This window comes from Arthrobacter nitrophenolicus, assembly GCF_000332815.1.
GTDB classification, from domain to species: Bacteria; Actinomycetota; Actinomycetes; order Actinomycetales; family Micrococcaceae; genus Arthrobacter; species Arthrobacter nitrophenolicus.
In genome coordinates this window covers 1-2,043 of sequence record NZ_AOFD01000108.1, presented here as the reverse complement: position 1 = coordinate 2,043, position 2,043 = coordinate 1, and the positions used below count along the sequence as shown (strand labels likewise).

Here is a 2,043-nt window from a genome sequence, read left to right as displayed (position 1 = left end):
ATCGCAAGATCCTTTGCCGCCCAGCGTGGGGGCGGGGCGCCCCCAAAACTCGGAGGCGTCCCGCCGCGGGACAGACTAGACGCGCGGCTTTTCGCGCATCTCGAAGGTCTCGATGATGTCGCCTTCAACGATGTCGTTGTACGAGCCAAGGCCGATACCACACTCGAAGTCGGTGCGGACCTCGGTGGCGTCATCCTTGAAGCGCTTGAGCGTCTCAATGGTGAGGTTGTCACCGATGACCTTGCCGTCGCGGCTGATGCGTGCCTTGGTGTTACGGCGGATGATGCCGCTGCGGACGATCGAGCCTGCGATGTTTCCGAACTTGGAGGAGCGGAAGACTTCGCGGACTTCGGCGGTGCCCAGCTGGAATTCTTCGTATTCCGGCTTGAGCATGCCCTTGAGCGCCATCTCGATGTCATCGATTGCTGCGTAGATGACCGAGTAGAAGCGCATGTCCACGCCTTCGCGGTCTGCCAGTTCGGCAACCCGCTCGGCCGGCTTGACGTTGAAGCCGATGATGACGGCGGAGTCGACCGTTGCCAGGTTGACGTCGTTCTGCGTGATGGCACCCACACCGCGGTGGATGACGCGCAGCTGCACGCCTTCGCCGACGTCGATCTTGAGCAGGGCGTCTTCGAGGGCTTCCACGGCACCGGACACGTCACCCTTGAGGATGAGGTTAAGGGTGTCGATCTTGCCGTCGGCCACTGCCTGGTCGAAGTCTTCCAGGCTGATGCGCTTGCGGCGCTTGGCGAGCTGGGCATTGCGCTCAGCGGCTTCACGCTTTTCGGCGATCTGGCGGGCGGTCCGTTCGTCGGTGGTGACCAGGAAGCTGTCACCGGCGCGCGGCACGTTGGACAGGCCGAGGACCTGCACCGGACGTGACGGCAGCGCGACGTCGAGGGCTTCGCCGTCTTCGTCGAACATGGCGCGGACGCGGCCGTGGGCCGTACCGGCCACGATCGTGTCGCCGACCGCCAGGGTACCGGACTGCACCAGCACGGTGGCCACAGCACCCCGGCCCTTGTCCAGGTTGGCTTCGATGGCGATACCGCGGGCGGCCTTGTCCGGGTTGGCCCGGAGGTCCAGCGCGGCGTCGGCCGTCAGCAGCACAGCGTCGATCAGTTCGTCGATGTTCAGGTTCTGGCGGGCAGAGACCTCAACGAACATGGTGTCGCCACCGTATTCTTCCGGAACCAGGCCGTACTCGGTCAGCTGGCCCTTGACCTTGTCAGGGTTGGCGCCTTCCTTGTCGATCTTGTTCACGGCCACGACGATCGGCACGTTGGCCGCCTGGGCGTGGTTGAGTGCTTCAACGGTCTGCGGCATAACGCCGTCGTCCGCTGCCACCACCAGGATGGCGATGTCGGTGACCTTGGCACCACGGGCACGCATGGCGGTGAACGCCTCGTGACCGGGGGTGTCAATGAAGGTGATGTCGCGCAGCGTGCCCTCATGCTCATGGCTGATCTGGTAGGCACCGATGTGCTGGGTGATGCCGCCGTGCTCGCCGGCCACGACGTCCGAGTTGCGGATGGCATCCAGCAACCGGGTCTTACCGTGGTCAACGTGGCCCATGACGGTGACGACCGGAGCGCGCGGCTCGAGTTCGTCGTCGCCTTCGGCTTCGAGTTCGGCTTCCACGTCGATGTCGAAGGTGGAGAGCAGCTCGCGCTCCTCGTCCTCCGGCGACACGACCTGCAGCTTGTAGCCCAGTTCCTCGCCCAGCAGTGCGAAGGTGTCCTCGTCCAGCGACTGGGTGGCGGTTGCCATTTCACCGAGGTGGAACAGCACGGTCACCAGCGCGGCGGGGTTTGCCTCGATCTTGTCGGCGAAGTCCGTGATGGACGAGCCGCGGCGCAGGCGGATGACGGTGTTGCCGTCGCCGCGGGGTACGCTCACGCCACCCAGCGACGGTGCGCTCATCTGCTCAAGTTCCTGGCGCTTTGCGCGCTTCGACTTGCGCTGCTTGCCACGGCCTGCGCCGCCCTTGCCGAAGGCACCCTGGGTGCCGCCGCGGCCGCGACCGCCCTTGCCGAAGCC

The 2,043-nt window shown here is 65.4% G+C and carries 1 protein-coding gene; it reads right to left on the bottom strand.

Annotation, left to right across the window (positions count from 1 at the left end; all coding sequences use genetic code 11):
- Nucleotides 1–75: 75 nt before the first annotated feature.
- On the bottom strand, nt 76–2,043 hold a 1,968-nt coding region (infB, locus tag G205_RS20270), incomplete at its 5' end, for a translation initiation factor IF-2 (RefSeq protein WP_009359676.1).